Source organism: Streptomyces sp. ADI95-17, assembly GCF_003846175.1.
GTDB classification, from domain to species: Bacteria; Actinomycetota; Actinomycetes; order Streptomycetales; family Streptomycetaceae; genus Streptomyces; species Streptomyces sanglieri.
The window spans coordinates 812,537-837,316 of record NZ_ML123048.1 but is presented as its reverse complement, the minus strand read 5'-3'; the positions used below and the strand labels follow the sequence as shown (position 1 = coordinate 837,316).

General features: G+C 71.6%; 20 protein-coding genes. 18 read left to right on the top strand and 2 right to left on the bottom strand.

All coding sequences use genetic code 11. The features are described 5' to 3' along the window. Positions 1-324 precede the first annotated feature (324 nt). On the bottom strand, positions 325-1,227 hold the full coding sequence (locus EES42_RS26730) for a LysR substrate-binding domain-containing protein (protein ID WP_124720790.1): 903 nt from the start codon (positions 1,225-1,227) through the stop codon (positions 325-327). Between the two features lie 118 nt (positions 1,228-1,345). Here EES42_RS26730 and EES42_RS26725 point away from each other — a divergent pair, with 118 nt between their 5' ends. Continuing rightward, positions 1,346-2,374, top strand: coding sequence for a bile acid:sodium symporter family protein (locus EES42_RS26725; RefSeq protein ID WP_206433577.1), 1,029 nt, complete (start codon positions 1,346-1,348; stop codon positions 2,372-2,374). A gap of 21 nt (positions 2,375-2,395) precedes the next feature. Here the strand turns inward: EES42_RS26725 and fdhD are convergent, their stop codons facing one another. Beyond that, positions 2,396-3,244, bottom strand: a complete 849-nt coding sequence (gene fdhD / locus EES42_RS26720) for a formate dehydrogenase accessory sulfurtransferase FdhD (protein ID WP_124720788.1) — start codon at positions 3,242-3,244, stop codon at positions 2,396-2,398. Between the two features lie 302 nt (positions 3,245-3,546). Here fdhD and EES42_RS26715 point away from each other — a divergent pair, with 302 nt between their 5' ends. From EES42_RS26715 to EES42_RS46385, 17 genes are all read left to right on the top strand, one after another. Next, positions 3,547-4,497, top strand: coding sequence for a beta-ketoacyl-ACP synthase III (locus tag EES42_RS26715; protein ID WP_124720787.1), 951 nt, complete (start codon positions 3,547-3,549; stop codon positions 4,495-4,497). Positions 4,498-4,564: 67 nt separating this feature from the next. Continuing rightward, complete coding sequence (locus tag EES42_RS26710; RefSeq protein WP_124720786.1) at positions 4,565-5,242, top strand: GntR family transcriptional regulator; 678 nt, start codon at positions 4,565-4,567, stop codon at positions 5,240-5,242. A 50-nt stretch (positions 5,243-5,292) separates the two neighbouring features. Further along, entirely contained in the window at positions 5,293-6,714 is a 1,422-nt protein-coding gene (locus tag EES42_RS26705) for a VWA domain-containing protein (protein WP_124720785.1), read from the top strand. Between the two features lie 170 nt (positions 6,715-6,884). Continuing rightward, entirely contained in the window at positions 6,885-8,066 is a 1,182-nt protein-coding gene (locus EES42_RS26700; protein WP_124720784.1) for an ROK family transcriptional regulator, read from the top strand. A 196-nt stretch (positions 8,067-8,262) separates the two neighbouring features. Further along, positions 8,263-9,789 carry a sugar ABC transporter ATP-binding protein gene (locus EES42_RS26695; protein ID WP_124720783.1) on the top strand — a complete coding sequence of 509 codons (1,527 nt, stop codon included), beginning with the start codon at positions 8,263-8,265 and terminating at the stop codon, positions 9,787-9,789. Beyond that, a complete protein-coding gene (locus EES42_RS26690; RefSeq protein ID WP_124720782.1) occupies positions 9,786-10,835 on the top strand; it encodes an ABC transporter permease in 1,050 nt (349 codons plus the stop codon). Before EES42_RS26695 ends, EES42_RS26690 begins: the two co-directional genes overlap by 4 nt. 71 nt (positions 10,836-10,906) lie before the next feature. Then, positions 10,907-11,944 (top strand): substrate-binding domain-containing protein, encoded by a 1,038-nt coding sequence (locus EES42_RS26685; protein WP_124720781.1) that lies wholly within the window; start codon positions 10,907-10,909, stop codon positions 11,942-11,944. A gap of 72 nt (positions 11,945-12,016) precedes the next feature. Next, entirely contained in the window at positions 12,017-13,255 is a 1,239-nt protein-coding gene (locus EES42_RS26680; protein ID WP_124720780.1) for a Gfo/Idh/MocA family protein, read from the top strand. A 12-nt stretch (positions 13,256-13,267) separates the two neighbouring features. After that, entirely contained in the window at positions 13,268-14,272 is a 1,005-nt protein-coding gene (locus EES42_RS26675; protein ID WP_124720779.1) for a sugar phosphate isomerase/epimerase family protein, read from the top strand. Positions 14,273-14,571: 299 nt separating this feature from the next. After that, on the top strand, positions 14,572-18,300 hold the full coding sequence (locus EES42_RS26670; RefSeq protein WP_124720778.1) for a ThuA domain-containing protein: 3,729 nt from the start codon (positions 14,572-14,574) through the stop codon (positions 18,298-18,300). Positions 18,301-18,432: 132 nt separating this feature from the next. Continuing rightward, entirely contained in the window at positions 18,433-19,551 is a 1,119-nt protein-coding gene (locus EES42_RS26665) for an inositol-3-phosphate synthase (protein WP_124720777.1), read from the top strand. Beyond that, on the top strand, positions 19,548-20,723 hold the full coding sequence (locus EES42_RS26660; RefSeq protein ID WP_124720776.1) for an SCO3242 family prenyltransferase: 1,176 nt from the start codon (positions 19,548-19,550) through the stop codon (positions 20,721-20,723). The genes EES42_RS26665 and EES42_RS26660 overlap by 4 nt, the downstream gene beginning before the upstream one ends. Beyond that, positions 20,720-21,622 (top strand): sugar phosphate isomerase/epimerase family protein, encoded by a 903-nt coding sequence (locus tag EES42_RS26655; RefSeq protein ID WP_124720775.1) that lies wholly within the window; start codon positions 20,720-20,722, stop codon positions 21,620-21,622. Before EES42_RS26660 ends, EES42_RS26655 begins: the two co-directional genes overlap by 4 nt. A gap of 21 nt (positions 21,623-21,643) precedes the next feature. Next, positions 21,644-22,309, top strand: coding sequence for an EboA domain-containing protein (locus EES42_RS26650; RefSeq protein WP_124720774.1), 666 nt, complete (start codon positions 21,644-21,646; stop codon positions 22,307-22,309). Continuing rightward, the gene (locus tag EES42_RS26645) at positions 22,309-23,157 is read left to right on the top strand and encodes a TatD family hydrolase (RefSeq protein ID WP_124720773.1); all 849 of its coding nucleotides are present in this window, start codon (positions 22,309-22,311) and stop codon (positions 23,155-23,157) included. Before EES42_RS26650 ends, EES42_RS26645 begins: the two co-directional genes overlap by 1 nt. A gap of 4 nt (positions 23,158-23,161) precedes the next feature. Next, positions 23,162-24,337, top strand: a complete 1,176-nt coding sequence (eboE, locus tag EES42_RS26640) for a metabolite traffic protein EboE (protein ID WP_124720772.1) — start codon at positions 23,162-23,164, stop codon at positions 24,335-24,337. Then, positions 24,334-24,780: alkaline phosphatase family protein (locus EES42_RS46385; protein ID WP_241196595.1), on the top strand; the 447-nt coding region annotated here is incomplete at its 3' end. The genes eboE and EES42_RS46385, both read left to right, overlap by 4 nt.

Genomic DNA, 24,780 nt, shown 5'->3' with positions numbered 1-24,780 from the left:
GAACTCGCGCAATGACCTGCTCCTTGTGGCGCTCCGCACAGCGCCGTGACGCTACCCCACCGGGCGGCGCGGCGGGAGGGCCCCGGACCGGTGGACAACCGGGCATATGCACAGGTCAGTCACCGAAATCCGGCCAGATGGGCAAGGCTCGGGCGTGGCCTGGACCGTAGAGTGAGCGGTCGGCGCCGGAATCTCCACCGAATCTGTACGCCGCTGCCACTCCCGTTCCGGACGCATGCGCGGTGTTCTGCCCTCGTCCGTCCTGAATCGGGTGGGTCGGTTCCCCGGCCTCCGCCGTTCCATGCTTCCCGTACGCGCGGGCGGTCATGTGCTGTCCCGGCCGTTGATCGGCCCCATCGGGCCGACGCCCCGGATCAGCCGGTCGCCGCCCGCCAGGATGGCCGCCGCCAGGGCGTCCGCCGCCTCGTGCGCCCCGTCACGACGGCGGCCGTGCGACAGTACGAAGTCCACCCCGCCCAGCTCCGGCAGCCCCGCCCTGGCCGGCACCGGCGCCAGACCCGGCGGGATCAGCCCCCGGCTGTGGGCCATCACGCCCAGCCCGGCGTGGGCGGCCGCGATCAGCCCGCTCAGGCTGGTGCTCGTACAGGCGATCCGCCAGGACCGGCCGTGCTCCTCCAGGACCTCCAGGGCGCGGGCCCGGGTGATGCCCGGCGGCGGGAAGAGGATCAGCGGAACCGGGCCGTCCGGGTCGATCCGCAGCTGCGGGGCGCCGATCCAGGTCAGCGCGTCCTGCCAGACCAGCTCGCCGTGCGTGTCACCGGCGCGCCGCTTGGCGAGCACCAGATCGAGCCGCCCGGCCGCGAGCCGCTGATGGAGTGTCCCGGAGAGCTCCACCGTCAGCTCCAGCTCGACCTCCGGGTGGTCACGGCGGAACGACTCCAGGATCTCCGGCAGCCGGGTCTGCACGAAGTCCTCGGAGGCCCCGAACCGCAGCCGCCCGCGCAGCCGGGTGCCGGTGAAGAATGCCGCGGCCCGCTCGTGGGCCGCCAGTATCGTCCGGGCGAAGCCGAGCATCGCCTCGCCGTCCACGGTGAGATCGACCCGGTGGGTGTCCCGGGTGAACAACTGCCGCCCCGCCGCGTCCTCCAGGCGCCGCACGTGCTGGCTCACCGTGGACTGCCGTACCCCCAGCCGGCGGGCGGCCCGGGTGAAGCTCAGCGTCTGGGCGACGGCGAGAAAGGTACGGAGCTGTGCGGGTTCGTACATGACGCCAGGTTATCGCGCAACGTGATGACGGTGAGAGCGGTGTGCGGGATTCCCGATCGCCCCGATCGGGAGCAGCATGGAGAGGGCACGACCAGAACCAAGAGAACCTGTGGAGCACATGAGCCGCCGCACCTTGAAGCCGCCGTCCTGGCTGCCGCTCGACCCGTACATCCTGGCGTTGATCGGCACCGTCGTGCTCGCGGCGATACTGCCCGCGTCGGGGAGCGCCGCGAAGGTGGCGGGCGGTGCCTCCACCGGGGCCGTCGCCTTCCTCTTCTTCCTCTACGGCGCCCGGCTCTCCACCGCCGAGGCACTGGACGGACTCAAGCACTGGCGGCTCCATCTCACCGTGCTGATCTGCACCTTCGTGGCCTTCCCGCTGCTCGGGCTGGCCGGCCGGGGGCTGGTTCCGTACGTCCTGACGCCGCAGCTGTACAGCGGCTTCCTCTTCCTCTGCCTCGTCCCGTCGACGATCCAGTCGTCGATCGCCTTCACCTCCATCGCCCGCGGCAACGTGCCCGCGGCGATCTGCGCGGGCTCCTTCTCCTCGATCGCAGGGATCTTCCTCACCCCGCTGCTCGCGGCCGCCCTGCTCGGCAACGACGGCGGGGGATTCTCGGCGGACGCGCTGCTGAAGATCGGGGTCCAGCTGCTGCTGCCGTTCGTCGCCGGGCAGCTGCTCCGCCGCTGGATCGGGGGCTTCATCACCCGCCACAAGAAGGTCCTCGGCTACGTCGACCGCGGCTCGATCCTGCTCGTCGTCTACACGGCCTTCAGCGAGGGCATGGTCGCGGGTGTCTGGCACCAGGTCACCCCCGCCCGGCTGGGCGCGCTGCTCGGCGCCGAGGTGCTGCTGCTCGCGCTGATGCTCGCGCTCACCTGGTACGGGGCGAAGCGGCTCGGCTTCGACCGGGAGGACCGGATCGCGGTCCAGTTCGCCGGTTCGAAGAAGAGCCTGGCCTCGGGGCTGCCGATGGCGAGCGTGCTGTTCGGGGCGCAGGCGTCCCTGGCCGTGCTGCCGCTGATGCTCTTCCACCAGATGCAGCTGATGGTGTGCGCGGTGATCGCCAAGCGCCGCTCGCGCGACGCGCAGGAGGAGCAGCCGGTGAACGGGCCGGTGTCGCCCCGGCCCGCCGTCGCGAGCTGAGGACGGGGCGGGCCGGTCGCCTCACTCCCGGGCGGCCGCCGCCTCCAGGGCGATGCGGTGCTCGCCCGCGTACACGTTCATCGACGGGCCCCGCAGGAAGCCGACCAGGGTCAGTCCGGTCTCGGCCGCCAGATCGACGGCGAGCGACGACGGCGCCGAGACCGCCGCGAGCATCGGGATGCCGGCCATCACCGCCTTCTGGGCCAGCTCGAACGAGGCCCGCCCCGACACCAGCAGAATCGCCCGGGACAGCGGCAGCCGGTGGTCGGTCAGGGCCCGGCCGACCAGTTTGTCGACCGCGTTGTGCCGGCCGACGTCCTCCCGGATGTCGAGCAGTTCGCCCGCCTCGGAGAACAGCGCCGCCGCGTGCAGCCCGCCGGTCCGGTCGAAGACCCGCTGTGCGGCGCGCAGCCGGTCGGGAAGGGCGGAGAGGAGGGCGGGCCCGACCCGCAGCGGGGGAGCGTCGGCGACCGGGTGCCGGGTGGTGGTGCGTACCGCGTCCAGGCTCGCCTTGCCGCACAGCCCGCAGGACGAGGTGGTGTACACATTGCGTTCGAGCGTGATCTCGGGGACCGCGACTCCGGGGGCGAGCTTCACGTCCACCACGTTGTACGTGTTGACGCCGTCGGCCGTCGCGCCGGCGCAGTAGACGATCGACTGCACCTCGGAGCCGTCACCGATCACGCCCTCGCTCACCAGGAACCCCGCCGCCAGCGCGAAGTCGTCTCCCGGGGTGCGCATCGTGATGGCGAGCGGCCTGCCGTTCAGCCGGATCTCCAGGGGCTCCTCGGCGACGAGGGTGTCGGGGCGGGTGGAGACGGCCCCGTCCCGGATGCGGATGGTGCGGCGACGCTCGGTGACCCGTCCCATGGCGGTTGAACCCGATTCTGTACGTGGTGGAGGCCGGAACGCGCTGGAAGCCGAACCGGCCCTGGTCCTGCACCTGGAGTGTGACATCGCAGCCGGTGTCGCGGCATGTGCGGAGGGCGCCGCCGCCTGCCCGCACCGCCGCTTGACAGGATTTTGTCTACAATATGCCTTTCGAGGGGCCGGGGCTGTTGTCAAGCCTCCAACGGCCGGGCGCTATTCCTGTGGGAACACGTGCACGTGTACCGGGCGGTAGCGACCAAGACTGGATGGTTCCTGCCATTCGTAGCGAGGGGACCCCGTACATGACCGGCTCACGTGTCGTGGCGCTCGGCCACTATCAGCCCGCCAAGGTGCTCACCAACGACGATCTGGCGGCCCTGGTCGACACCAGCGACGAGTGGATCACCAGTCGCGTCGGCATCAAGACCCGCCACGTCGGTGGCCCGGACGAGCCGGTGGACGAGATGGCCGCGCACGCGGGCGCCAAGGCGCTGGCGGCGGCGGGGCTCCAGCCGGCCGAGGTCGATCTGGTCCTGGTCGCCACCTCCACCGCGATCGACCGCTCGCCGAGCATGTCGGCGCGCGTCGCCGCCCGGCTCGGGATGGGCTCGCCCGCGGTGATGGACATCAACGTGGTCTGCTCCGGCTTCACCCATGCCCTCGCCACCGCCGACCACGCGATCCGGGCCGGGGCCGCCGAACGCGTCCTGGTCATCGGTGCCGACAAGATGGCGGACATCGCCGACTGGACCGACCGCACCACCTGCGTGCTGCTCGGCGACGGGGCCGGTGCGGCGGTCGTCGTCGCGGAGCCGGACGGAGACGGCCGGCCCGGGATCGGCCCGGTGCTGTGGGGATCGGTGCCGGAGATGGGGAACGCGGTACGGATCGAGGGGACCCCGCCGAGGTTCGCCCAGGAGGGGCAGTCCGTCTACCGCTGGGCCACCACGCAGCTTCCGCCCATCGCCCGCAAGGTGTGCGAGAAGGCCGGTGTGGCGCCGGAGGAGCTGGGTGCGGTGGTGCTGCACCAGGCCAACCTGAGGATCATCGAACCGGTCGCCAGGAAGATCGGCGCGGTCAACGCGGTCATCGCCAGGGACGTGGTGGACTCCGGCAACACGTCCGCGGCCTCGATCCCGATGGCCCTGTCCAAGCTGGTGGAACGCGGCGAGGTCCACAGCGGCGCGCCCGTCCTGCTCTTCGGCTTCGGCGGGAACCTCTCATACGCGGGTCAGGTGATCCGCTGTCCCTGAGGGGTGTTGTGCTCGGTAGACTGTAGACGATAAGCAATTGGTGCTCGTCGGCTGGAGGGGGACCGCGATGTTGTCCACAGGACTGCCGCAGGGGGCTGTGCCGAAGCTGGAACGGCCCGGTCCGCTGCGCGAACGCGTGTATGAGGCGCTGCTCGAACTCATCACGACGCGTGCCCTCCGCCCCGGCCAGCACCTGGTCGAGAGCGAGCTGGCGGGCCATCTCGGGGTGTCCCGCCAGCCGGTGCGCGAGGCCCTGCAGCGGCTGAACACCGAGGGCTGGGTCGATCTCCGGCCCGCCCAGGGCGCGTTCGTGCACGAGCCCACGGAGGAGGAGGCGGACCAGCTGCTCTCGGTCCGCACCCTTCTGGAGGCCGAGGCCGCGCGCCTCGCCGCGGCCAACTCCTCCCCGGCCGGCATCGCGGCCCTGGAGGAGCTCTGCGCCAAGGGCGAGCAGGCCGTGGCCGACGACGACGTCGACCTCGCGGTCGCCACCAACGCGGCCTTCCACGCCAAGGTGATGGAGCTGGCGGGCAACGTCGTCCTCGCCGAACTCGCGGGCCAGGTGGACCGCCGGGTCCGCTGGTACTACACCCCGGTGGCCCGGCAGCGCGGCACCGGGTCCTGGATCGAGCACCGCTCGCTCATCGCGGCGATCTCCTCGCACGACGAACAGCGGGCCACGGAGATCATGCGCTCCCACACGGAACACACGCGCCGGACGTACCACCAGCGCGACGAGGGCTGAGGGCCGTCCCCTCGGGGCGTGTGCGTGGGGCGGCAGGCACACTTGCCGGTGTGACGACACTGAGCAAAGGCGCCAACGTGCCGGTCCCGGCCTCCGCGGTCCGGGCCGTACTCGACTGGTCGGCGGGGCCCGGAGTCCCTGACGTGGACGCTTCGGCCCTGCTGCTGACGCGCGGCGGGCGGGTGCGCTCCGACGACGACTTCGTCTTCTACAACCAGCCGCTCCACGCTTCGGGCGCCGTGAGCCACCTCGGCAAACAGCCCGGCAGCGAATCGCTGGACGTCCGGCTGGGCGCGCTGGGGCCGGACGTCGAACGCGTCGCGCTCTGCGCCTCCGCCGACGGCGGCACGTTCGGTCAGGTGCCGGGGCTGTGTCTGCGGCTGCTCGACGCGGCCTCCGGCGCCGAGCTGGCACGCTTCGACATTGCCGCCGGTACGGAGACCGCGCTGGTCGGCGGAGAGCTCTACCGCCGTGACGGCGGCTGGAAGTTCCGTGCGGTCGGCCAGGGTTACGCGAGCGGACTGGCCGGGCTGGCGACCGACTTCGGGATCAGCGTCGACGAGGAACCGCCCGCGGCCGGGCCCGGCCCGCAGCCCGTGACGACTCCGGCCCCCGCCCCCGCGCCGCCGTTCCCCCCTCCGGCGCCGCCCGCGCCGCCCTCGTGGCCCGCACCCGAGCGCACCGGGGGCGGCGGGCCGGGCCCCCGGCTCACCAAGGGCGAGGAGCGGCTGCCGGTGGACATGCGCAAGCGCCTGTCGCTGCGCAAGCAGCAGGTCCTGGTCAGCCTGAGCAAACACGGCGTACCGGAACTGCGCGCCCGCGTCGTCCTCGTACTCGACGCCTCGGGTTCGATGAGCACCCTCTACCGGCGCGGCACGGTCGCGGGCGTCGCCGAGCGGATGGTCGCCGTCGCGGCACAGCTCGACGACGACGGCGAGATGCAGGCCTGGACGTTCGCCACCAACCCCGCCCGGCTGCCCGACCTCGCCGTCGGCGACCTGCCCCAGTGGCTCGCCCTGCACGTACGCGTCGGCCAGATCTTCGGCTTCGGCCGCAGGAAGCCGCCCAGAGGGCTGGTCCCCGGTCAGATCGACATGCGCACGGTCGGGATCCAGAACGAGGAACAGAAGGTCATCGCCGAGGTGCGGGCCTTCGTGCGGGCCCACCCGACGCCCGATCCGACACTGGTCCTGTTCTTCTCGGACGGCGGTGTGCACCGCAACCGGGAGATCGAGCAGGAGCTGCGGGCGGCCGCCGAGGAACCGGTGTTCTGGCAGTTCGTGGGGCTCGGCAGCTCCCAGTACGGCGTGCTGGAACGGTTCGACACCATGCCGGGCCGCCGGGTCGACAACGTCGGCTTCTTCGCGGTCGACGACATCGAGCAGATCTCCGACCAGGAGCTGTACGACCGGGTCCTGTCGGAGTTCCCGTCCTGGGTACGGGCCGCCCGGCAGGCCGGGATCCTGCGCTGAGCCGGCCGGCCGGCGGGGTCCCGGCCCCCGCCGACCGGCTTTGTCCTCGGTGTGGAGAAAGTTGTGGTGGATTCCTGCGCAACTTCTTCCCACTCCCGGCAACCGCTGCTACGTTCCACTCGAAAGCCCGACGTACAGGCCGATGTGGCGGGGAGGGGCGCGTGAGACGTATGACTGCACGACCCGCGAATGCGCATCAGGCGCGACTGCTGCGGCTGTTGCGCGACGGCGGGCCCAACTCCCGGGCACAGCTGGGGGATCAGGTGGATCTCTCCCGCTCCAAGCTCGCCGTCGAGGTCGACAGACTGCTGGAGACCGGACTCGTCGTCGCCGACGGACTCGCCGCATCCCGCGGCGGGCGCCGCTCGCACAACATCCGGCTCGCACCGCAACTGCGTTTCCTCGGCGTCGACATCGGTGCCACATCCGTCGATGTGGCCGTCACCAACGCCGAGTTGGAGGTACTTGGCCACCTCAACCACCCGATGGACGTACGCGAGGGGCCCGTCGCCATCTTCGAGCAGGTGCTGGCCATGGCGGCCAAGCTCCGGGCCTCGGGACTCGCCGAGGGTTTCGACGGCGCGGGCATCGGCGTACCCGGGCCGGTGCGCTTCCCCGAGGGCGTACCGGTCGCACCGCCGATCATGCCCGGCTGGGACGGCTTCCCGGTCCGCGAGGCGCTCAGCCAGGAGCTGGGCTGCCCCGTCATGGTCGACAACGATGTGAACCTGATGGCGATGGGGGAGCAGCACGCGGGCGTCGCCCGCTCCGTGGGCGACTTCCTCTGCGTCAAGATAGGCACCGGAATAGGCTGCGGCATCGTCGTCGGCGGCGAGGTCCACCGCGGTACGACGGGCAGCGCCGGGGACATCGGCCACATCCAGGTGGAACCCGAGGGGCGCGCCTGCGCCTGCGGCAACCGTGGCTGCCTGGAGGCCCACTTCAGCGGTGCCGCGCTCGCCCGCGACGCCGAGGACGCGGCCCGCACCGGGCGGTCGGCGGAGCTGGCCGGCCGGCTCGAAGCGGCCGGTAAACTCACCGCCGCCGATGTGGCGGCCGCCGCGGCCGCCGGTGACGCGACCTCGCTCGACCTGATCCGCGAAGGCGGCAACCGGGTCGGCCAGGTCATCGCGGGACTCGTCAGCTTCTTCAACCCCGGTCTCGTGGTGATCGGCGGCGGTGTGACCGGCCTCGGCCACACCCTGCTCGCCAGCGTCCGGACCCAGGTCTACCGGCAGTCGCTGCCGCTGGCCACCGGCAATCTCCCCATAGTGCTGGGCGAGTTGGGGCCCGCCGCCGGAGTCATCGGCGCCGCCCGGCTCATCAGCGATCACCTCTTCTCACCGGCCTGACCCCGGGCCGGCAGCACAGGGGCGCACCCGGAACACCGGGAGCGCCGGGAACACCGCACCACCGCACCCGGAACACCGGGAGCGCCGGGAACACCCGCACCACCGCACCTGGTACAGCCCTGCCCGCTCATCGGCCTTCCCCCAGCACTCGGCTGCGTTCGAGCAGGGGAGACCCCATTCGCCGAGGGGATTCGTCATGGCACCAGAACCACCCCTGCTCACCATGTCCGGCATCACCAAGTCGTTCCCCGGAGTGCGCGCCCTCGACGGCGTGGACCTGGAGGTCCAGGCCGGCGAAGTCCACTGTCTCCTCGGGCAGAACGGCGCCGGTAAATCCACCCTGATCAAGGTGCTCGCCGGGGCCCACCAGCCCGACGACGGCGAGATCACCTGGCGCGGCGAACCGGTCGCGCTGAAGTCGCCCATCGCCGCCATGCGGCTGGGCATCGCCACCATCTACCAGGAACTCGACCTGGTCGAGGGCCTGTCCGTCGCCGAGAACGTCTTTCTCGGTCATGAACCCACCACCGCCCGCTTCGTCGTCCGCACCCGCGAGGGCCGCACGGCCGCCGCCGCGCTGCTGAAGCGGCTCGGCCACCCGGAGATCGATCCCGCCCGCCCGGTCGGCGAACTGTCCGCCGCCCAGCAGCAGATCGTCTCCATGGCGAGGGCGCTCTCGCACGACGTACGGCTCATCGTCATGGACGAGCCGTCCGCCGCACTCGACCCGGACGAGGTCGACAACCTCTTCCGCACCGTCGACTCGCTCACCGCCGACGGCGTCGCCGTCGTCTACATCTCGCACCGCCTGGAGGAGATCCGCCGGATCGGCGACCGGGTGACCGTGCTCAAGGACGGCCGCGCCGTGGCGGTGGGGCTGCCCGCCGAGTCCACCCCGACACGCGACATCGTTGCCATGATGACCGGCCGCAACGTCGAGTACGTCTTCCCGCCGCGTACCGCGGACCGCGCGGGCACGGCCGGGGCGCAGCCCGTCCTGAAGGTCGAGGGGCTGGCCAGGAAGGGCGAATTCGCCCCGGTGGACCTGGAGTTGAGGCCCGGCGAGATCGTGGGCCTGGCCGGACTCGTCGGCTCGGGACGCTCCGAGATCCTGGAGACCGTCTACGGCGCCCGCAAGCCGAGCGCCGGACGGGTGACCGTGGCCGGGAAACCACTGCGGCCCGGCAGCGTCCGCGCGGCCGTCGCCGCCGGAATCGGCCTCGCCCCCGAGGAGCGCAAGGCACAGGCCCTGCTGATGCTGGAATCCGTCACCCGCAATGTCTCCGTCTCCTCGATGTCCCGCTTCGCCAGGGCGGGCTGGATCGACCGCGGGGCCGAACGCCGGGCGGCCCGCGAGGCCACCCGCGAACTCTCGCTGCGCCCCGACAACCCGGACACCCCCGTCCGTACGCTCTCCGGCGGCAACCAGCAGAAGGCGGTCCTGGCCCGCTGGCTGCTGCGCGGCTGCCGGGTCCTGCTGCTCGACGAACCGACCCGCGGCGTCGACGTCGGCGCCCGCGCCGAGCTGTACGCCGTGATCCGCCGGCTGGCCGACGAAGGCCTCGCCGTCCTGCTCGTCTCCAGCGAGGTGCCCGAAGTGCTGGGCCTCGCCGACCGGGTGCTGGTGCTCCGCGAGGGCCGCGTCGTGCATACGGCCGACGCCCGGGAGCTCGACGAGCACCGCGTACTCGACCTAGTGATGGAAGGGAGCCCGACGTCATGACGCAGCCCGTTTCCCCGACGCAGCAGGGCAGGCCGGACAGGGGGGCCGCCGCCGCCCAGGTCTCCGGACCCCGGAAGAAGGACGGCCCCGCACGCAGCGGCGGCCTGCGCCTGGACGTCCGTAACCTGTCGCTCCTCGGAGTCCTCGCCGCACTGGTCGTCGTCGGCGGATTCACCGAGCCCGACGCCTTCCTGGACACCGGGAACCTCCAGCTGATCCTGACCCAGTCGTCCGTCATCGGGGTCGTCACCGTCGGGATGACCTTCGTCATCACCAGCGGTGGCATCGACCTGTCGGTCGGTGCGATGGTCGCACTCGCCTCGGTGTGGGCGACCACGGTCGCCACCCAGGAGTACGGCTTCGCGGGGATCCTGTTCACCGCGGTGATCGTCGGGCTCGGTGCCGGGCTGGTGAACGGGCTGCTCATCGCGTACGGGCGGATGGTGCCGTTCATCGCGACGCTGGCCATGCTCGCCTCGGCCCGCGGGCTCGCCCTCCAGATCACCGACGGCAGGACCCAGATCGTCACCGTCAAGTCGGTCCTCGACCTGGGCCTTCCGGACTCCTACTTCCTCGGCATCCCGCCGCTGGTGATGATGTTCGCCGCGGTGACCGTCGTCGGCTGGCTGGTGCTGAACCGTACGACCTTCGGACGGCGCACGGTCGCGGTCGGCGGCAACGCGGAGGCCGCCAGGCTGGCCGGCATCGACGTACGGCGCCAGCGGCTGTACCTCTATCTGCTCTCCGGACTGTGCTGCGGCATCGCCGCCTTCATGCTGATCATCCTGTCCGGCTCGGGACAGAACACCAACGGCAATCTGTACGAGCTGGACGCCATCGCGGCCGCGATCATCGGCGGCACCCTGCTCAGCGGGGGACGCGGCACCATCGTCGGCTCCGTGCTCGGTGTGCTGGTCTTCACCACCATCACCAACATCTTCGCGCTCAACAATCTGCAGAGCGACGTCCAGCAGATCGCCAAGGGGGCGATCATCGTCGCCGCCGTACTGGTCCAGCGCCGCACATCGGCGCACGGCGAGACCTGACCCACCGCCTCACCCACCGCCCCTCCCGCCCCACGCGACATGCCACGCACCGGATGAAGGGTTTGACAGCCATGCCAGAAACCAGCCGCAGACGACTGCTCTTCGGCACCGCAGCCGTCTCCGCGGGCGCCCTGCTCACCGCCTGCACCAGCAACGACCCCAAGACCGAGGACACCGCCAGGAGCACCGGCCCCGCCGCCGACAACAAGCCCGGCAAGCCCGTCACCATCGGCTTCGCGGGTCCGCAGGCCGACCACGGCTGGCTCAACGCCATCAACGAGAACGCCAAGTCGCGGGCGGCCGAGTACTCCGAGGTGACACTGGAGGCCACCGAGGGCTCCAACGACACCGCCGCCCAGATCGGCCAGGTCAAGACCCTCATCAACAAGAAGGTCGATGTCCTGGTCATCCTCCCGGCCGACGGCAAGGCGCTCACCCAGGTCGGCCTGGAAGCGATGCGGGCGGGCATCCCCGTCGTCAACCTGGACCGGATCTTCGCCTCCCCGCAGGCCTACCGCTGCTGGGTCGGCGGCGACAACTACGGCATGGGTCTCAACGCCGGCACGTACATCGGCGAACAGCTCAAGGACAAGGCGGACGCCAAGGTCGTCGAGCTGGCGGGGATCGACAACCTGGAGCTCACCAAGCAGCGCAGCCAGGGCTTCGCCGACGCGCTGAAGAACTACCCCAACATCAAACTGGTGGCCCGTCAGGCCGCCGACTTCACCGTCGAGTCCGGCCAGGCGAAGATGGCCCAGCTCCTCCAGGCGCAGAAGAAGATCGACGCGCTGTGGAACCACGACGACGACCAGGGCGTGGGCGCGCTGCGCGCCATCCAGCAGGCCGGCCGGGACGAGTTCCTGATGGTCGGCGGTGCCGGGGCCAAGTCCGCGATGGACGCCATCAAGGCCGACAACAGCGTCCTGAAGGCCACCGTGCTCTATCCGCCGACGATGGCCGCGTCCGCCATCGACCTGGCCCGCGCGCTGGCCCAGGGCAAGGGCGTCGGCGGCCTGGCCGAGCTGGAGATCCCGACCAGCCTCACCCTCTACTCGGCGGTGGTCACCAAGGAGAACATCGAGCAGTACCTGCCGACGGGCTTCAGCTGATCCGCCCCGCAGGGGGGTGCTGACCGTCCCTCCTGCCGTATTCATCGAACGACCGACGAGGAGGAAGCCCCGATGGCCCGTAGGGAAGAGACGGATCAGGAGGCCGCAGCGCCGCCGACGCAGCGACCGGCGACGAGTGTGCCGGTGCTCGGAGTCGGCATGGTCGGATACGCGTTCATGGGCGCCGCCCACTCACAGGGCTGGCGCACCGCGGGACACGTCTTCGACCTGCCGATGAAACCGGCTCTCGCCGCGGTCTGCGGCCGCGACCGGGCCGCGGTCGACGCGGCCGCCGCCCGCCTCGGCTGGGCGGCGGCCGAGACCGACTGGCGCGCGCTCATCGCCCGGGACGATGTGCAACTCGTCGACATCTGCACCCCCGGCGACAGCCATGCCGAGATCGCCATCGCCGCCCTGGAGGCGGGCAAGCACGTGCTGTGCGAGAAGCCGCTCGCCAACACGGTCGCCGAGGCCGAGGCGATGACCGAGGCCGCGGCGCGCGCGGCGGCCCGCGGCCAGGTCGCCATGGTGGGCTTCAACTACCGCCGGGTGCCCGCGATCACCTACGCCCGGCAGCTGATCGTCCAGGGGCGGCTCGGCACTCTGCGCCACGTCCGCGCCGCCTACCTCCAGGACTGGCTCGTCGACCCCGAATCGCCGCTCACCTGGCGGCTGGAACGCGAGCGCGCCGGCTCGGGCGCGCTCGGCGACCTGGGCGCGCACATCGTCGACCTGGCCCAGTATCTGGCGGGGGAGCCGCTGGTCGGGGTGTCGGCGGTCAGTGAGACCTTCGTACGCGAACGGCCGCGGCTCGCGGGCCCGTCGGCCGGGCTGTCCGGAGCGGCGGACGCCGGTGCGCGAGGGGCGGTGACCGTCGACGACGCGGCGCTGTTCACCGGCCGGCTCGCCTCCGGGGCGCTGGCCTCGTTCGAGGCGACCCGGATGGCGGCCGGACGGAAGAACGCACTGCGGCTGGAGATCAACGGGGAGCGCGGCTCGCTCGCCTTCGATCTGGAACGGCTCAACGAACTTTCCTTCCACGACCACAACGAACCCGCCGCCACGGCGGGGTTCCGGCGCGTCCTGGTCACCGAACCCCAACACCCCTACCTGGAGGCGTGGTGGCCGCCGGGCCACGCCCTCGGCTACGAGCACACCTTCGTCCACCAGGCCCGCGACCTGGTGCGGACGATCGCCGAAGGGACCGCCCCCGCACCGTCGTTCGCCGACGGACTCCAGGTGCAGCGGGTGCTCGCAGCGGTGGAGGAGAGCGCCGAGAAGAACTCCGTACACACCCCCGTGGCTCTCTAGGAGGCCCTGCCCATGCCCCGTCCCTTCACACTCTTCACCGGCCAGTGGGCCGACCTGCCGCTGGAGGAGGTCTGCCGGCACGCCCGGGACTTCGGCTACGACGGCCTCGAACTCGCCTGCTGGGGCGACCACTTCGAGGTCGACAAGGCGCTGTCCGACCCCGGCTACCTGGAAGGCCGTCGCCGGCTGCTCGACAAGTACGGACTGAAGTGCTGGGCGATCTCCAACCACCTGGTCGGCCAGGCCGTCTGCGACGACCCGATCGACGAGCGGCACCGGGGGATCCTGCCCGCCCGCATCTGGGGCGACGGCGAGCCCGAAGGGGTCCGCCGCCGGGCCGCCGAGGAGATCAAGGACACCGCGCGGGCGGCAGCCGCCTTCGGGGTGCGTACCGTCGTGGGCTTCACCGGCTCGTCGATCTGGCACCTGGTCGCGATGTTCCCGCCCGTTCCGCCGCACATGATCGAGCGGGGGTACGAGGACTTCGCCGAGCGCTGGAACCCGATCCTGGACGTCTTCGACGCGGAGGGTGTGCGGTTCGCCCACGAGGTGCACCCCAGCGAGATCGCGTACGACTACTGGACCACGCACCGCGCCCTGGAGGCCGTCGGTCACCGGACGGCGTTCGGGCTGAACTTCGACCCCAGCCACTTCGTCTGGCAGGACCTGGACCCGGTCAACTTCCTGTACGACTTCCGGGACCGGATCTACCACGTGGACTGCAAGGAGGCACGCAAGCGCCTCGACGGCCGCAACGGCCGGCTCGGCTCGCATCTGCCCTGGGGCGATCCCCGGCGCGGCTGGGACTTCGTCTCGGCCGGGCACGGTGATGTGCCCTGGGAGGACGTCTTCCGGATGCTCCGGTCCATCGACTACGACGGGCCGGTCTCCGTGGAGTGGGAGGACGCCGGGATGGACCGGCTGGCCGGTGCGCCGGAGGCGCTGGCCACACTGAAGCGGTACGACTTCGACCCGCCGGCGGCGTCGTTCGACGCGGCCTTCGGGGGCGGCGACTGACCGACTCCCGCCGGGGGTGGCGGCTCCAGAGGCGGGACGGGCCGGGAGAGAGCTCCGAGGCCGTCCCGCGCCCACCCCTGCCCTCGTCCCGCTTTGTCCTGACGCAGGAAAAAGTTCAACCGGACCGCTGCGCAAGGCCTTTCCGTCCCGGACGAACAGGTCTACGGTCCACAACGTGTACACGACATGACTCGGGTCGCCGGTGTCCCACGCACCCCGGACGACCCGCGCGGCAGTCCCCGCGCAGCACGGCACGGCAGCACCCCGCCCGTACAACCGGCACACCCCGGAGGACACTCGTGCACCGAACCACCACCCGCAACAGGAGCAGAACACGGCTCCGCGTCCGCAAATCCCTCGCGCTGTTCACCGGCGGCCTGCTCGCCGCGGCCACCCTGGCCCTGGGCGCCACGCCCGGAGCAGCCGCGACGGGACCGTCCTCGCCGGCCGCCACCGACGCGGCGGCCGAGGAGTTCCAGCAGGTCACCCTCGCCAAGGGAGTCGCCGAGACCGGCGAGCCCATGACGCTGGCGGTGCTCCCCGACCGCAGCGTCCTGCACACCGCGCGCGGCGGCGAACTCTGGCTCACCGACAGCGGCGGCGACACCACCCTCGCCGGTGTCCTGCCCGTCTACTCCCACGACGAGGAGGGCCTCCAGGGCGTCGGCGTCGACCCGGACTTCAGCAAGAACCGGGCGATCTATCTCTACTACGCGCCCCCGCTGGACACCCCGTCCGGAGACGCCCCGGAGAACGGCACCGCCGCCGACTTCGCCAAGTTCGACGGAGTGAACCGGCTCTCGCGCTTCGTCCTCAAGGAGGACGGCACGCTCGACACCGCCAGCGAGAAGAAGGTCCTCGACATCCCGGCCTCGCGCGGCATCTGCTGCCACGTCGGCGGTGACATCGACTTCGACGCGCAGGGCAACCTCTACCTGTCGACCGGCGACGACTCCAACCCGTTCGCCTCCGACGGCTACACCCCGATCGACGACCGGCCGGACCGCAACCCCGTGTTCGACGCCCGTCGCAGCGCCGGGAACACCAACGACCTGCGCGGCAAGATCCTCCGCATCAAGGTCGCCGACGACGGCACCTACACCGTCCCCGACGGCAACCTCTTCGCCCCGGGCACCGACAAGACCCGGCCCGAGATCTACGCGATGGGCTTCCGCAACCCCTTCCGCTTCACCGTCGACAAGCCCACCGGCATCGTGTACGTCGGTGACTACGGGCCCGACGCCGGTGCTGCCGACCCGAAGCGCGGACCGGCCGGACAGGTCGAGTTCGCCCGTGTCACCAAGGCCGGCAACTTCGGCTGGCCGTTCTGCACCGGGAAGAACGACCCGTTCATCGACTACGACTTCGCGACCAAGACCTCCGGTGCGGCCTTCGACTGCGCGGCGCCCAAGAACACCTCCCGGTACAACACCGGACTGGTCGACCTGCCGCCGGCCCAGCCCGCCTGGATCCCGTACGACGGCGGATCCGTGCCCGAGTTCGGCACCGGCTCCGAGTCCCCGATGGGCGGACCCGTCTACCACTACGACGCCGCCCTCGACTCGCCGGTGAAGTTCCCCGAGGCCTACGACGGCAACTTCTTCGCCGGTGAGTTCGGCCGGCGCTGGATCAAGCGCATCGACCAGGACACCGAGGGCACGGTCAAGTCCATCAACGCCTTCCCGTGGTCGGGAACCCAGGTGATGGACATGACGTTCGGTCCCGACGGAGCGCTGTACGTCCTGGACTACGGGACCGGCTACTTCGGCGGCGACCAGAACTCGGCGCTCTACCGCATCGAGAACGCCACCGGCGGACGATCGCCGATCGCCGAGGCGAGTGCCGACAAGACCTCGGGCACCGCACCCCTCAAGGTCGCCTTCTCCTCGGCCGGAACCACCGACGCCGACGGCGACACCCTCAGCTACAGCTGGGACTTCGGGGACGGCGGCACATCGACCGCCGCCGACCCGACGTACACGTACAAGAAGAACGGCACCTACACCGCCACCGTCACCGCGACGGACCCCACCGGCCGCACCGGCTCGGCCAACGTCCATGTGACGGTCGGCAACACCGCACCCAAGGTGAACCTGGAACTCCCCGGTGACGGGCAGCTGTTCTCCTTCGGCGACGAGATCCCGTTCAAGGTGACCGTCACCGACCCCGAGGACGGAACCATCGACTGCTCGAAGGTCGAGGTCCGCTTCATCCTCGGCCACGACAGCCACGGCCACCCCATCACCTCGGCGCACGGCTGCTCCGGCACCATCAAGACGGAGATGGACGGCGGACACGATCCCAACGCCAACATCTTCGGCGTCATCGACGCCTCGTACACGGACGGCGGCGGAGGCGGCCAGGCCCCCCTGTCCGGCCATGACCAGTCCGAGCTCCAGCCGCGCCACCGGCAGGCCGAGCACTACGGCGACTCGCACGGCGTCGCCCCGCAGAACAAGGCCACCGCGCACGGCGGCAAGACTGTCGGTGACATCCACAACGACGACTGGATCTCCTTCAAGCCGTACCTCCTGACCGGATCCACCAAGCTGACCGCACGGATCTCCTCCGGCGGAGCCGGCGGCTTCCTCGAAGTCCGGACCGGCTCGCCGACCGGCAAGATCCTCGGCTCCGCACCCGTCCCGGTGACCGGTGCCTGGGACAACTTCCAGGACATCGACGTACCGCTGCGCGGCGTCCCGAAGAAGTCCACCGAACTCTTCCTGGTCTTCAAGGGCGGCGCCGGAGCGCTCTACGACATCGACGACTTCGAGCTCTCCAACAGCGCCCCCGACAAGGCCGCCAAGCGGATCCTGGTCTTCTCGAAGACGGCCGGCTTCCGGCACGACGCGATTCCGGACGGCATCGCTGCGCTGAAGGAACTCGGCAAGGACAGCAACATCACCGTCGACGCCACGGAGACGGCCGGCCAGTTCACCACCAGCAACCTGGCCCGCTACGACGCCGTCGTCTTCCTCTCCACCACCGGCGACGTGCTCAACGCCGACCAGCAGAAGGCGTTCGAGAACTACGTGGCCACCGGCGGCGGCTACATGGGCGTCCACGCGGCGGCGGACACCGAGTACGACTGGGCGTTCTACGGCGGACTCGTCGGGGCGTACTTCTCCTCGCACCCCGCCATCCAGCCCGCCACCGTCCGCGTCGAGGACCACGACCACCCCGCCACCGCACACCTCGGTGACGAGTGGAACCGCACCGACGAGTGGTACAACTACCGCACGAATCCACGCAGTCAGGCCAAGGTGCTCGCCACCCTCGACGAGACCACCTACACCGGCGGCACCATGAAGGGCGACCACCCCATCACCTGGTGCCAGACCTACCAGGGCGGCCGCTCCTTCTACACCGGCCTCGGCCACACCAAGGAGTCCTACGCCGAAGCGGACTTCCGCAAGCTGCTCCTCGGCGGCATGCGGTACGCGGCCGGCCAGGTGAAGGCCGACTGCAAGCCCGACACCGGCTACCGGTCGATCTTCAACGGCAAGACGCTCGAAGGCTGGAAGCAGGCGGGCCCCGGGAAGTTCGACGTCGTCGACGGTGAACTGCGCTCCGAGGGCGGCATGGGCCTGCTCACCTACCAGGCCAAGGAGCTGGGGTCGTACTCGCTCAAGCTCGACTGGAAGATGCAGGGCGACGACAACTCCGGTGTCTTCGTCGGCTTCCCGGAGTCCGACGACCCCTGGTCCGCGGTGAACAACGGCTACGAGGTCCAGATCGACGCCTCCGACGCGGCCGACCGCACCACGGGCTCGATCTACACCTTCAAGGCGGCCAACGCCAAGGCCCGTGACCAGGTCCTGCGGCCGCCCGGCCAGTGGAACAGCTACGAGATCAAGGTCAAGGGCGAACGTCTCCAGGTCTTCCTCAACGGAGTGAAGATCAACGACTTCACCAACACCGATCCGGTACGCAGCCTGAAGAGCGGCTACATCGGCATCCAGAACCACGGTGCCGACGACCATGTGTCCTTCCGCAACATCCAGCTGAAGGAACTGCCCTCCGCGTAGGGCGCGCACCCCGGCGACGGCGGGCGGGGGAGACCACAACACCCCCGCCCGCCGTCCCCGGCCGGTCCCACCCCTCGACGCACAGCGCCACCCGCTCTGCCCAGCCAGCACCCCCAGCCAGGGAGGCAGCCCGTGTCAGCACCCGCCGTACGTACCGGAGTCTGGTTCATCGGAGCACGCGGCTCCGTCGCCACCACCGCCACCGCGGGGTGCGCGGCGGTCGCGGCAGGGCTCCACCCGGCGGCAGGCATGGTCACCGAGACCCCACCCTTCGCCGACAGCGGGCTGCCCGCACTCACCTCGCTCGTCTTCGGCGGACACGACACCACCGGCTGCCCGCTGCCGAAACGGGCCGAGGCACTGGCCGCCGGGGGAGTACTGCCGCACGGACTGCCTTCGGCGGTGCACGCCGAACTCGCCGCCGCGGACACCGGGATCCGGCCCGGCGGGCCACTGCCCGGCGACACCCGCAGCGACGAGGAACTCATCGCCGCCTTCGCCGCCGACCTCACCGACTTCACGCACCGCAACGAGCTGGCCAGGACGGTCGTCATCAACGTGGCGTCCACCGAACCCCTCCCGGACCCCGGCGAACAACGGCTGCCCGCCAGCTCGCTCTACGCGGCGGCCGCACTGCGGGCCGGCTGCCCCTACGTCAACTTCACCCCCTCCACCGGGCTGCGCACCCCCGCCCTCCAGGACACCGTCGCGGACTGCGGACTTCCTCACGCGGGCCGCGACGGCAAGACCGGCCAGACCCTGCTCCGCTCCGTACTCGCCCCGATGTTCGTGCAACGCGCCCTGCCCGTACGGGCCTGGTCCGGCACCAACCTGCTCGGCGGCGGCGACGGAGCGGCGCTGGCCGACCCGGGCGCGGCGGCCGCCAAGAACGCGGGCAAGGAACGCGTACTCGCCGACACCCTGGGCACCGCACCCGAGGGCGAGGTCCACATCGACGACGTACCGGCCCTCGGCGACTGGAAGACCGCCTGGGACCACATCGCGTTCGACGGGTTCCTCGGCGCGCGGATGGTGCTCCAGACCACCTGGCAGGGCTGCGATTCGGCACTGGCCGCGCCCCTGGTCCTGGATCTGGCCAGGCTGCTGGCCCGCGCCCACGAGCGGGGACTGAGCGGCCCGCTGCCCCAGCTCGGCTTCTACTTCAAGGACCCGGACGGCGGCCCGGCCGCCCTCTTCGAGCAGTACCAGGAGTTGCTCGCCTTCGCCGGAACGCTGCGGGGGGAACGATGACGGCACGCGCCTGGGCGGAACTGCTACGGGTGTCCGCGTTGTTCACCGTCCCCGGCGACGCGCTGGCCGGGGCGGCGGCGAGCGGCCGGCGCCCCAACGGCTCGACCGCACTCGCCGTCGGCGCCTCGCTCTGCCTGTACGAGGCGGGCATGGCGCTCAACGACTGGGCCGACCGCGCGGAGGACGCCGTCGACCGCCCGCACCGGCCGATCCCCTCGGGGCGGATCGCACCCGGAGCGGCCCTGGCGGCGGCGGGCGCGCTGACCGCCGCCGGTCTGGGGCTCGCGGCCCGGGCCGGCCGCCCGGCCCTCGCGGTGGCCACCGGACTGGCGGCCACCGTGTGGGCGTACGACCTGCGGCTGAAGCACACCCCGGCCGGACCCGCGGCGATGGCCGCCGCCCGCGGACTCGACCTGCTGCTCGGAGCCACCGCCACCGGGGCGGCGGTGCGGACGACGGGGCCCGGGGCGGGGCCGGATCCGGCCGCGCGCGGCTCCGTGCTCGGTGCCCTTCCGGCCGCCGGCCTGCTCGGCGCGCACACCTACGCCGTCACCGCCGTCTCCCGCCACGAGGCACACGGCGGATCGACCACCGCCCCCCTCGCCGCCCTCGCGGCCGTCACCGCACTGGGGGCGGCAGCCCTGCACACCCGGCGTGCGCGGGGCGGGGAACCGGGCACGGCCCGGGGGACGACCGCGCGGACGGAGAATGGGCGGGGCGGGGAACGGGGGACGGCCCCGGGGGTGACCGCGCAGACGGAGCGTGCGCGGGGCGGGGAACCGGGCACAGCCCCGGAGACGACCGCGCAGACGCGTCGTGAACGGCGTGGGGCACCGGGCGCAGCCCCGCGCATGCGGAGTGGACGGGGCGGAGACCGGTCCCTCCCGCGCCCCGCGCACCGCCCATCCGCGCCCCTCGCCGTCACCGCCCCCGGCCTCGTGCGCACCGCGCTCACCGGCTCCTACGTCCGGACGGCCGCCGTCCCGCTCCTGCACGCCGCGCTCAACCCCTCCCCGCCGCTGACCCAGCGCGCCGTCGGCGGCGGCATCCGGGCGATGATCCCGCTCCAGGCCGCACTCGCCGCCCGCACCGGAGCGGTCGGCACGGCGCTCGCCGTCATGGGACTCGTACCGATCGCCCGCACTCTCGCCCGGAAGGTGAGCCCGACATGACGATCCGCCTCGGCTACGGCACCAACGGGCTCACCGACCTCCGCCTGGACGACGCCCTCGGGCTCCTCGCCGACCTCGGGTACGACGGGGTCGGCCTGACCCTCGACCACATGCACCTCGACCCCCTCGCCCCGGACCTCGCCGCCCGCACCGCCCACGTGGCGGCCCGGCTTCAGGACCTCGGGCTCGGCGTCACCGTGGAGACCGGCGCCCGCTACGTCCTCGACCCGCGCCGCAAGCACGGCCCCTCCCTCCTCGACCCGGACCCGGAGGCCCGCGCCGCCCGCACCCGGCTGCTCGTCCGGGCCGTGCGCATCGCCGCTGACCTCGGCGCCCACGCCGTGCACTGCTTCAGCGGCATCACCCCGCCCGACACCACCCCCGACACCGCCTGGCAACGGCTCACCGGCTCCCTCACCCCGGTACTGGAAGCCGCCGACCGCTCCGGCATCCCCCTCGCGATCGAACCCGAGCCCGGCCACCTCCTCGCCACACTCGCCGACTTCCACCACCTGCGCGTCCTCACCGGAGATCCCGCACCGCTCGGACTCACCCTCGACATCGGCCACTGCCAGTGCCTGGAACCCGCCATGCCCGTCGACTGCGTCCGCGAGGCCGCCCCCTGGCTCCGCCACGTCCAGATCGAGGACATGCGCCGCGGCGTCCATGAACACCTCCCCTTCGGCGAGGGCGAGATCGACTTCCCGCCCGTGCTCGAAGCACTCGACACCCTCTCGGACACCGGCTACCGGGGCCTCACCGTCGTCGAACTGCCCCGCCACTCCCACGCCGGACCCGAACTCGCCCGCACCTCCATCGAGTTCCTCCGCAAGCACAGCCCGTCGAGCCACAGCCCATCGAGCCACAGCCCGTCGAGCCACAGTCCGTCGAGCCGCTGAACCGCCGAAGGGAGCGACGCCATGCCGATGTCCCCGACGAACCCCCCGCTGCTGACCCGCAAGGAGCTCGACGCACAGCTCGGCGGAGCCGCGCGCGCCTGGCTCGACGAGGCGCTCGCCGAGGCGGAACACGCCGCCGCCCACCAGGACACCGAACAACCCGGCGGCCCCTACGCCGCCCCACCGTGGGAGCTGCGCTACGCCGCGGCCGGCCGGCACGCCGGACTCGAACACGCCGACTCCGTACGCGCCCTCCTGCTCATCGAAGCCAGAGCCACGCTGCCCGCCCTGACCAGGCTCTACGAACAGGGCACCGCCGCCGAACGACGCGCCGTCCTGCTCACCCTGCACCGGCTGGACCTCGGCCCCACCGCCCTTCCGCTCGTCGAGGACGCACTGCGCACCAATGACACCCGGCTCATCGCCGCGGCCGTCGGACCGTACGCCGCCACCCATCTCGAAGCGCACAACTGGCGCCACGCCGTCCTCAAATGCCTCTTCACCGGGGTCGGAGTCGAAGCCGTCGACGGCCTGGCCCGCCGCGCCCGCGGTGACGCCGAACTCGCCCGGATGCTCGGCGACTTCGCAGCCGAACGCATCGCGGCGGGCCGCGATGTCCCGGCCGACCTCACCCGCGTCCTCGAACTCACCACCCCCGGTGCCGCCGCCCCCACGGAGGAGTCCTGATGCGCATCTTCGACCCGCACATCCACATGACCTCCCGCACCACGGACGACTACCAGGCGATGTACGACGCGGGAGTCCGCGCCCTCGTGGAGCCCTCCTTCTGGCTCGGCCAGCCCCGAACCTCGCCCGCCAGCTTCTTCGACTATTTCGACGCCCTGCTCGGCTGGGAACCCTTCCGCGCCGCCCAGTACGGCATCGCCCACCACTGCACGCTCGCCCTCAACCCCAAGGAGGCGAACGACCCGCGCTGCACCCCCGTCCTGGACGCCCTGCCCCGCTATCTGGTCAAGGACTCCGTCGTGGCCGTCGGTGAGATCGGCTACGACTCCATGACCCCGGCCGAGGACACCGCCCTGGCCACCCAGCTCCAGCTCGCCGCCGACCACGGCCTGCCCGCCCTCGTGCACACCCCCCACCGGGACAAGCTCGCCGGGCTGCACCGCACCATCGACGTCGTCCGCGAATCCCACCTCCCCCCGGAGCGGGTGCTGCTCGACCACCTCAACGAGACGACCGTGAAGGACGCCAGGGACAGCGGCTGCTGGGCCGGCTTCTCCATCTACCCCGACACCAAGATGGACGAGGACCGCATGATCGCGATTCTCAGGATCTACGGCACCGAGAAGATCCTGGTCAACTCGGCGGCCGACTGGGGCCGGAGCGATCCGCTCAAGACCCGCAAGGTGGGTGACGCGATGCTCGCCGCCGGGTTCGGCGACGACGACGTCGACAAGGTGCTCTGGCGCAACCCCGTCGAGTTCTACGGGCAGAGCGGCCGGCTCCAGCTGGGCATCGCCACGCCCGAACCCCTCCACGAGGGCAACTCCATCCTGCGCGGAGGGGAGTGAGGCGATGCGCTTCCGCCACCCCGACGGCACCACCGTCCACCTCTCGTACTGCACCAACGTCCACCCCGCCGAGACACTCGACGGCGTCCGCGCCCAACTGCGCGACCACTGCGAACCCGTCCGCAAGCGCCTCGGCCGCGACCGGCTCGGCATCGGCCTCTGGCTCGCCAGGGACGCGGCCCGCACCCTGGTCAACGACCCGGCCGAACTGCGGTCCCTGCACGCCGAACTGGACCGCCGGGGCCTGGAGGTCGTCACCCTCAACGGCTTCCCGTACGAGGGATTCGGCGCCGACGAGGTCAAGTACCGGGTGTACAAGCCGGACTGGACGGACCCCGAACGGCTCGCCCACACCACCGACCTCGCCCGGCTCCTGGCCGGCCTGCTCCCCGACGACGCCACCGAAGGAACCATCTCCACCCTCCCGATCGCCTGGCGCACCCCCTTCGAATCGGACCCGGAAGCGGCCCGCACCGCACACACCGCGCTCACCACCCTCGGCGAACGCCTCGACGCCCTCGCCGAACTCACCGGCAAATCCATCCGCGTCGGACTCGAACCCGAGCCGGGCTGCACCGTCGAGACCACCGCCGACGCCATCGCCCCACTCACCGCCGTCGCACACCCACGCATCGGCATCTGCGTCGACACCTGCCACCTCGCCACCTCCTTCGAGGAGCCCCACACCGCCCTGGACACACTGGGCGCCGCGGACATCCCGATCGTCAAATCACAGCTCTCCGCCGCACTGCACGCCGAACACCCCCACCTCCCCGAGGTACGCACCGCACTCGCCGCCTTCGCCGAACCCCGCTTCCTGCACCAGACCCGCACCAGCACCGCCGCCGGACTGCGCGGCACCGACGACCTCGACGAGGCCGTCACCGGCCGGGCCCTGCCGGACGGAGCCCCCTGGCGCGCCCACTTCCACGTCCCCCTGCACGCACCACCCGCGCCACCGCTCACCTCCACCCTTCCCGTACTCCGATCCACCCTGACCCGCCTGGTGGGCGGCGCACGCCCCCTCACCAGGCACCTGGAGGTCGAGACGTACACCTGGCAGGCGCTCCCGGCCGCGCTGCGGCCCCGTACCCGCACCCAGCTCGCCGACGGCATCGCCGCCGAACTCACCCTCGCCCGCGACCTCCTGGTCGACCTCGGCCTCAAGGAGCTCCCATGACCACAGCCGAGCAGCCCACCGGGACCCTCACCCCCACCCCTCTCCTCGTCATCGACGTCGTCGGCCTCACCCCACAGCTCCTCGACCACATGCCGCACCTGAAGGCCCTGGGACAGTCCGGCACCCACGCCCCGCTCGGCACCGTCCTGCCCGCCGTCACCTGCGCGGCCCAGTCCACCTTCCTCACCGGCACCACCCCTGCCGAGCACGGCATCGTCGCCAACGGCTGGTACTTCCGCGAGCTCGGCGACGTCCTGCTCTGGCGCCAGCACAACGGACTGGTCGCGGGCGACAAACTCTGGGACGCCGCCCGCCGAGCCCACCCCGGCTACACCGTCGCCAACATCTGCTGGTGGTACGCGATGGGCGCCGACACCGACATCACCGTCACCCCGCGCCCCGTCTACTACGCCGACGGCCGCAAGGAACCCGACTGCTACACC